Here is a 6463-nt window from a genome sequence, read left to right on the forward strand (position 1 = left end):
AACCAGGGCCCCCGTCTGGCAAATTCAGCGGCCGGTTTCTTTGCGCCAGGCCTGGAATTTCTGCCGATGTTCCTCCTTGGTGCAGGGGTAGAGGCCAATGATCGTCTCGCCGGCCTTGACCTGCTCGAGGACGAAGTCCTCGAAGGTTTCCATATTGGTGCATTCATCTGCGATCTCGTCGGCCAGATGGGCCGGGATGACCATGACGCCGTCGCGGTCGCCGACCAGGACGTCACCGGGAAACACGGCGACGTCACCGCAGGAAATCGGCACATTGATGTCGAGCGCTTCGTGCAAGGTCAGATTGGTCGGCGCCGACGGCTTGGCGTAATAGGCCGGCATATCAAGCGCCCCGATCCCTTCGGCATCGCGAAAACCGCCGTCGGAGACGACGCCCGCCGCGCCGCGGAGCGCCAGCCGGGTGATCAGGATGGAACCGGCCGTCGCAGCCCTTGCGTCCTTACGCGCATCCATCACCAGCACCTGCCCTGGTGGGCAGGTCTCCATCGCGACTCTCTGCGGGTGATTTGGGTTCTGAAAAACGGTAATCGGATTGCGGTCCTCGCGAGCGGGAATATAGCGCAGCGTGAATGCTTGTCCCACCATCACCTCCGCCTTGGGAGCCACGGGCACGACACCCTGGATGAACTGGTTTCGAAGGCCGCGCTTGAAGAGGGCAGTGGCGATCGATGCCGTCGAGATCTTCTTGAACTTCGCCCGGGTCGCCTCGCTCAGCACATAATCGGTCATTCCCATTCCTCCCTCAATAAATATCCGGTTCGCCGGCGCTTTTGCCGAAACCCGTTTCAAGAAAATCGAAGTCACAGCCCTGGTCGGCCTGCGTCACATGGCGTGAGAACATCCAGCCGTAACCACGCTGGAAATGCGGCTCCGGCGCCTTCCATGCATCTCGGCGTCGGACGAGTTCGGCCTCGTCCACCAGCATGTCGAGCCGGCGGCTGGGCAGATCGAGGCGCACGATGTCACCGGTCCGCAGCAGCGCCAGCGGGCCGCCGATATAGCTCTCCGGCGACACATGCAGAATGCAGGCGCCGTAGGAGGTACCGGACATGCGGGCATCGGAAATGCGCAGCATGTCGCGATGACCTTGCTTGATCAGAGCCTTCGGGATCGGCAGCATGCCCCATTCCGGAAAACCGGGACCGCCGAGCGGCCCGGCGTTACGCAGCACGAGGACGTGGTCTGGCGTGACGTCGAGATACTCGTCATCGATCGCCTTCTTCATCTCAGGATAGCTGTCGAAGACGAGCGCCGGCCCCTGATGCACATGGAATCTCGGATCGCAGGCCGCCGGCTTCATCACGGCGCCGTTCGGGCAGAGGTTGCCGCGCAGAACGGCAAGCGATCCCTGGTGATAGACCGGGTTCGAAAGTGGCCGGATGACGTCGTCATTATAGACCTCCGCGCCCATGAGGTTTTCGCCCATGGTCTTTCCGGTGACGGTCATGGCCGTCAGGTCCAGCCGGTCCTCGAGCTGCTTCATCAGCGCCCGCAGGCCGCCCGCGTAAAAGAAGTCCTCCATCAGATAATCTTTCCCCGATGGGCGGACATTGGCGATCAGCGGCGTCACCCGCCCAAGCAGGTCTAGATCGTCGAGCGTCAGGTTGATGCCGGCGCGCCTCGCCATCGCGATCAGGTGGACGACGGCGTTGGTGGAACAGCCGGTCGCCATGGCGACAATCGCGGCGTTGCGGCATGCCGCTTCCGTGACGATCCGGTCGGGCGTCAGATCCTCCCAGACCATCTCGACGGCGCGGCGGCCGCAAGCTGCCGACATCCGCTGGTGATTGGCATCAACGGCAGGAATGGACGATGCGCCCGGCAGCGTAAGGCCCATCGCATCGGCAATCGCAGTCATCGTGCTGGCAGTGCCCATCGTCATGCATGTGCCTGCCGAGCGGGCGATGCCGCCTTGAACGCCGAGCCACTCGACATCGGTGATGTTGCCGGCGCGGCGCTCGTCCCAATATTTCCACGCATCCGAGCCGGAGCCAAGGATTTTGCCCGCATAATTGCCGCGCAGCATCGGCCCGGCGGGCAGGTAGATCATCGGCACGCCGGCCGACAGCGCCCCCATGACGAGACCCGGCGTGGTCTTGTCGCAGCCGCCCATCAGCACGACGCCGTCGAGCGGATGCGAGCGGATCGTCTCCTCCGTCTCCATCGCCAGCATGTTGCGATAGAGCATGGAGGTGGGCTTCGTGAAGCTTTCGTCGACCGACAGCGACGGCATTTCGACGGGGAAGCCGCCGGCCTGCGAGACGCCGCGCTTCACGTCCTGCACACGCTCCTTAAAGTGGGAGTGGCATGTATTGAGCTCGGACCAGGTGTTGAGGATGCCGATGATCGGCCTGTCGCGAAAATCCTCTTCGGCATAGCCGAGCTGCATCATGCGCGAGCGGTGGCCGAAGCTGCGCAGATCATCAGGCGCGAACCACCGCGCGCTTCGCAGCATGTCCGGCGTTTTTCTGTGTGTCATGAGGATACCTTCTCGGGATGGGAAAACCGTATGCGCGGCTATTCCTTCATTCCCCATTTCTGGATGGTGTGGCGCTCGATCGTCTGGAAGACCAGGTTTTCGACGATCAGGCCGATGATGATCACGGTCAAGAGCCCGGCGAAGACTGCCGGAATATCGAGAAGGTTACGGTTCTCGAAGATGAACCAGCCAAGGCCGCCCTGGCCCGAGGACACGCCGAAGACGAGCTCGGCGGCAATCAGCGTGCGCCAGGCGAAGGCCCAGCCGATCTTCAGGCCGGTGAGGATGGAGGGGAAGGCGGCCGGCACAAGGATCCGCAGCACATAGGAAATGCCCGTCAGCCCATAGTTTGCACCGACCATGCGCAAGGTGCGCGAGACCCCGAGGAAGCCGGAATGCGTATTCAGCGCCACTGCCCAGAGAACCGAATGCACCAGCACGAAGACGAGGCTGGAGGCACCGAGGCCGAACCAGATCAGCGCCAGCGGCAGCAGCGATATCGCCGGCAGCGGGTTGAACATCGCCGTCATCGTCTCGAGAAAATCCGTACCGATGCGTGTGTTGATCGCAAGCACGGTCAGAAGTGCGGCGAGCACCGTGCCGAGCGCATATCCGGTGAATAGGATCTGCAGCGTCGTCCAGATGCGGGCCGGCAGCGTGCCGTCGGCGAAGCGGTCGATCAGCGTGATGATCGTGTCGCTGAGCGTTGGGAATAGAAGGGGATTGTCAAGATAGGAGGCGTAGAGCTGCCAGACGATCGCCAGCGTGACGATCAGCAATGTCTTGCGCAGTGCGCCGATGCCCCAGAGCGTTTCGAATGCACTGAGCCTCTGTTCGACCGGTTTGACGTTGTCGTAGGGCTTCGCGGCCTCGACATCGGGCGCAAGAATGATGTTTGCGGACAACATGGCTTTATTCCTTGTGGCCGGGTTCCGAGGAGAACAGCAGGTTATGGATGTCACGCTCGAGCGCTGCGGCGCTGCCGTCCTGGTGGCTGACCTTGTCGACATCCACCACTTCCGCCTTGACCCTGCCCGGATGCGGCGACAGGAGCAGGATCCGGTTCGAGATCTTGATTGCTTCGGCAATCGAATGGGTGACGAAGATGACAGTGAACTTGGTATCCTCCCAAAGCTGGAGCAGCTCGTCCTGCATCTGCCGGCGGGTGAGGGCATCGAGCGCTGCGAAAGGCTCGTCCATCAGGAGGATATCCGGCTGCATCGCCATGCCGCGAGCAATTGCAACGCGCTGCTTCATGCCGCCGGACAGCGTGTGGGGATAGCTGTCGACGGCGCGGGTCAGCTTCACCTTGTCGATATATTCGCGCGCCAAAGCTTCGGCTTCGCCCTTCGGCAGCTTGCGGGCGACCAGCAGCGGGAACATGACATTCTCCAGCACCGTTTTCCAGGGCATCAGCTGGTCGAACTCCTGGAAAACCATCATGCGGTCGGGGCCCGGACATTTCACCTGGCGCCCGTTGATATGGATGGAACCTACCGACGGCGTCATGTAGCCGCCGACGGCTTTGAGAAGCGTTGACTTGCCGCAGCCGGACGGTCCGAGCAGCACGAACCTGTCGGATTGGCTGACGGAAAAACTGACGCCCTCAGTGGCGGTGACCAAGAGGTTCGGGGTCTTGTAGCGCAGCGTCACGTTGTCGACCTTGAGGAGGGGCTCTCTCTCGGCCGCCGGTGCGGTCTCGTTGCCCGCGCGGGCAATGGCCTGAAGCATTGGAATTACTCCTTGAAGAGGGGAGCGGCGGCTCTGAAGCGCCGCCGCCCTGGTGCCGTCAGTTGCCGTTGAGATAGGCGGAGTCGGGCAGGTAATAGTCGGTCCAGGCCTTGGGCATGGTCTTCAGCGTACCGATCTTGTGCAGGTGCTCGGCAAATTTCATCGTGCCCTGCGGATCGGTGCGCCATTCATCCATGCCCGGCTCCTTCAGCATGGCGAGCAGATCATCGAGGCTGGTTTTGTCGCCCGACACCGTCTTGTAAGCTTCGAGGGCTGCCTTGGGGTCTTTCTTGATGAAGGCGACTGCTTCTTCCGTCGCTTCGCGCAGCGCCTTGACGATCTTCGGGTTGGCATCGGCGAATGTCGTGGTGGTGAAGAAGGTCGCCTGCGTCAGCGCACCGCCCAGGATCTCCTTGGAATCGGTCACCCTGTGCACACCCTGCTGCTTCAGCTCGATATATTGGAAAGGCGGCGCTGCGAAATGGTTCTTCACCTCGTGGTTCGGGTTGGCAATTGCCGCAACCGCGTCCGGATGTCCGAGCTGAACGGTGTTCGGATCGAATGTCTTGACCTTGTCCTCACCGAACATCTTCGCCGCCGCCATCTGCAGCAGGATGGCCTGGGTGGAGACGCCGACCGTCGGCACGGCGATCTTGTCGGACGGCGTGATGTCCTTCAGCGACTTGATGCGCGGATCATTGCTGACCATGATCACCGGCTGCGCGGAGCTGGTGATGATCCCCTTCACCTTTCCCCTGGTGCGATCCCAGAGCAGAAGCAGGTTGCCGGTGCCGGTATTGACGACGTCGACGTTGCCGGCAAGCAAGGCATCGGTCTGAGCGCCGCCGCCGCTGAAGGTCCGCCATTCGACAGTCACATCAGCCACGCCATCGGCAGCCGCGTGCTTTTCGATCAGCTTCTGCGTCTCCATCACATGGCTGGCGAGATAGAGGATGCCCGGCTGGCGGGTAATCGAAATAGCGGTCTTCTCCTGCGCCTGGCTCGCCGAGGCGAGGCCGAGCGTCACGGCCGCGGCCACAAGACAATGTTTTAGAATTTGCATCTGGTCCTCCCAAAGGATGCGGGCATCAGCCCTCTGCCGCCTTTCCCGAGGCGGATTTCGCCATTGAAGCACTAATGCATCAGTGCATCAACCCAAAAAATGTGATTTAGTCGATTTGCACGACGCGAAAACAGGGCAGGGACATGAGCGGAATGGTTCGGGAAAGCCAGTTGGATCGGTCACGACAGGTGGCGCTGCAGATCCACGAGATATTGCGGGCAAGGATATTGACGGTGGAGCTTGCGCCGGGGACAGTCTTGTCGCGCGCCTCGCTGCAACTGGAATTCGGCGTGAGCCAGACGCCTGTGCGCGATGCCCTGATGCGGCTTCAGGAGAAGGGGCTTGTCGAAGTCTATCCGCAATATGCGACTGTTGTCGCCAAGATCGACACCGACCATGCGCGGCAGGCGCAGTTTCTGCGACTATCGATCGAACTTGAGGCGGTGCGGCGGCTGACCGAGGAGTCGCCGGCCGAGACGGCGGCGGACCTGCACGAGATTTTGACGCGGCAGAAGGCAGTTGGGTCCCCGGAGACCTATGACATCTTCGACGAAATCGACCGCGATTTTCACCGGAAGCTCTACGAGAAAGCGGGCATATTGCAGCTTTGGGCCAATGTCAGACGCCAAAGCGTGCATCTCGACCGGTTGCGGCGGCTCAACCTCCCGATGCCGGGCAAGATGCAGACGGTCCTCGCCGACCATCAAGCAATCGTCGACGCCATCGCTTCGGGTAAGCCCGAAGCGGCGACGGCGGCGCTCAGAAAACATCTATCCGGCACCCTGTCGATCATCGATGTGATCCGGGCCCAATATCCGAATTATATTCGCGGGTGACGTTCGAACGACCTCGGCTTGCTATCGCGACGGAGCGCGTGACTGTGCTGCTCTTCATCGCTGTATCCACCTGTCTTGCCATCGTCCTCCGACGGCAGCGAACACGAAGACTGATCATCGAACGACTATATGTACGCAGAAGATCAAGCCATTGTAAGAATACAACAATTCTATTGTTCCATAACATGCGTTACGCCAGATTCGCTTGTAGCCGCACAGTTAGAATGTCCTGATTCTGCAAAGTAAGAATGTCACTCTCTTCCCGTTTTGGATGACGGCGGAGATTGCGGATGGGATTGATAGCGATGAGCGAGCGCGACCTGCAGCGGATCG

6 protein-coding genes are annotated in these 6463 nt (G+C 61.1%); 1 reads left to right on the forward strand and 5 read right to left on the reverse strand.

Annotated elements, in window-relative coordinates; translation table 11 throughout:
* Positions 1-24 precede the first annotated feature (24 nt).
* Genes C4N04_RS15050 through C4N04_RS15070 form a run of 5 tightly spaced genes read right to left on the reverse strand, consistent with a single transcriptional unit; the run spans position 25 to position 5294 of the window.
* Positions 25-750, reverse strand: a complete 726-nt coding sequence (locus tag C4N04_RS15050) for a ribonuclease activity regulator RraA (protein ID WP_106796408.1) — start codon at positions 748-750, stop codon at positions 25-27.
* A 13-nt stretch (positions 751-763) separates the two neighbouring features.
* Positions 764-2500 carry an L-arabinonate dehydratase gene (araD, locus tag C4N04_RS15055; protein WP_106796409.1) on the reverse strand — a complete coding sequence of 579 codons (1737 nt, stop codon included), beginning with the start codon at positions 2498-2500 and terminating at the stop codon, positions 764-766.
* A 38-nt stretch (positions 2501-2538) separates the two neighbouring features.
* Entirely contained in the window at positions 2539-3408 is an 870-nt protein-coding gene (locus tag C4N04_RS15060; RefSeq protein ID WP_040112995.1) for an ABC transporter permease, read from the reverse strand.
* A gap of 4 nt (positions 3409-3412) precedes the next feature.
* Positions 3413-4231 carry an ABC transporter ATP-binding protein gene (locus C4N04_RS15065; RefSeq protein ID WP_106796410.1) on the reverse strand — a complete coding sequence of 273 codons (819 nt, stop codon included), beginning with the start codon at positions 4229-4231 and terminating at the stop codon, positions 3413-3415.
* Between the two features lie 58 nt (positions 4232-4289).
* Positions 4290-5294 carry an ABC transporter substrate-binding protein gene (locus C4N04_RS15070; protein ID WP_106796411.1) on the reverse strand — a complete coding sequence of 335 codons (1005 nt, stop codon included), beginning with the start codon at positions 5292-5294 and terminating at the stop codon, positions 4290-4292.
* A gap of 143 nt (positions 5295-5437) precedes the next feature.
* Here C4N04_RS15070 and C4N04_RS15075 point away from each other — a divergent pair, with 143 nt between their 5' ends.
* Entirely contained in the window at positions 5438-6130 is a 693-nt protein-coding gene (locus C4N04_RS15075) for a GntR family transcriptional regulator (protein WP_106796412.1), read from the forward strand.
* Positions 6131-6463 lie beyond the last annotated feature (333 nt).

Source organism: Rhizobium sp. H4 (assembly GCF_003013335.1).
Taxonomy (GTDB): Bacteria; Pseudomonadota; Alphaproteobacteria; order Rhizobiales; family Rhizobiaceae; genus Rhizobium; species Rhizobium sophoriradicis.

Coding starts and splice junctions, on each gene's coding strand:
- C4N04_RS15050 (WP_106796408.1), bottom strand. CDS start 750: ATGACCGATTATGTGCTGAGCGAGGCGACCCGGGCGAAGTTCAAGAAG.
- C4N04_RS15065 (WP_106796410.1), bottom strand. CDS start 4,231: ATGCTTCAGGCCATTGCCCGCGCGGGCAACGAGACCGCACCGGCGGCC.
- C4N04_RS15070 (WP_106796411.1), bottom strand. CDS start 5,294: ATGCAAATTCTAAAACATTGTCTTGTGGCCGCGGCCGTGACGCTCGGC.
- C4N04_RS15060 (WP_040112995.1), bottom strand. CDS start 3,408: ATGTTGTCCGCAAACATCATTCTTGCGCCCGATGTCGAGGCCGCGAAG.
- araD (WP_106796409.1), bottom strand. CDS start 2,500: ATGACACACAGAAAAACGCCGGACATGCTGCGAAGCGCGCGGTGGTTC.
- C4N04_RS15075 (WP_106796412.1), top strand. CDS start 5,438: ATGAGCGGAATGGTTCGGGAAAGCCAGTTGGATCGGTCACGACAGGTG.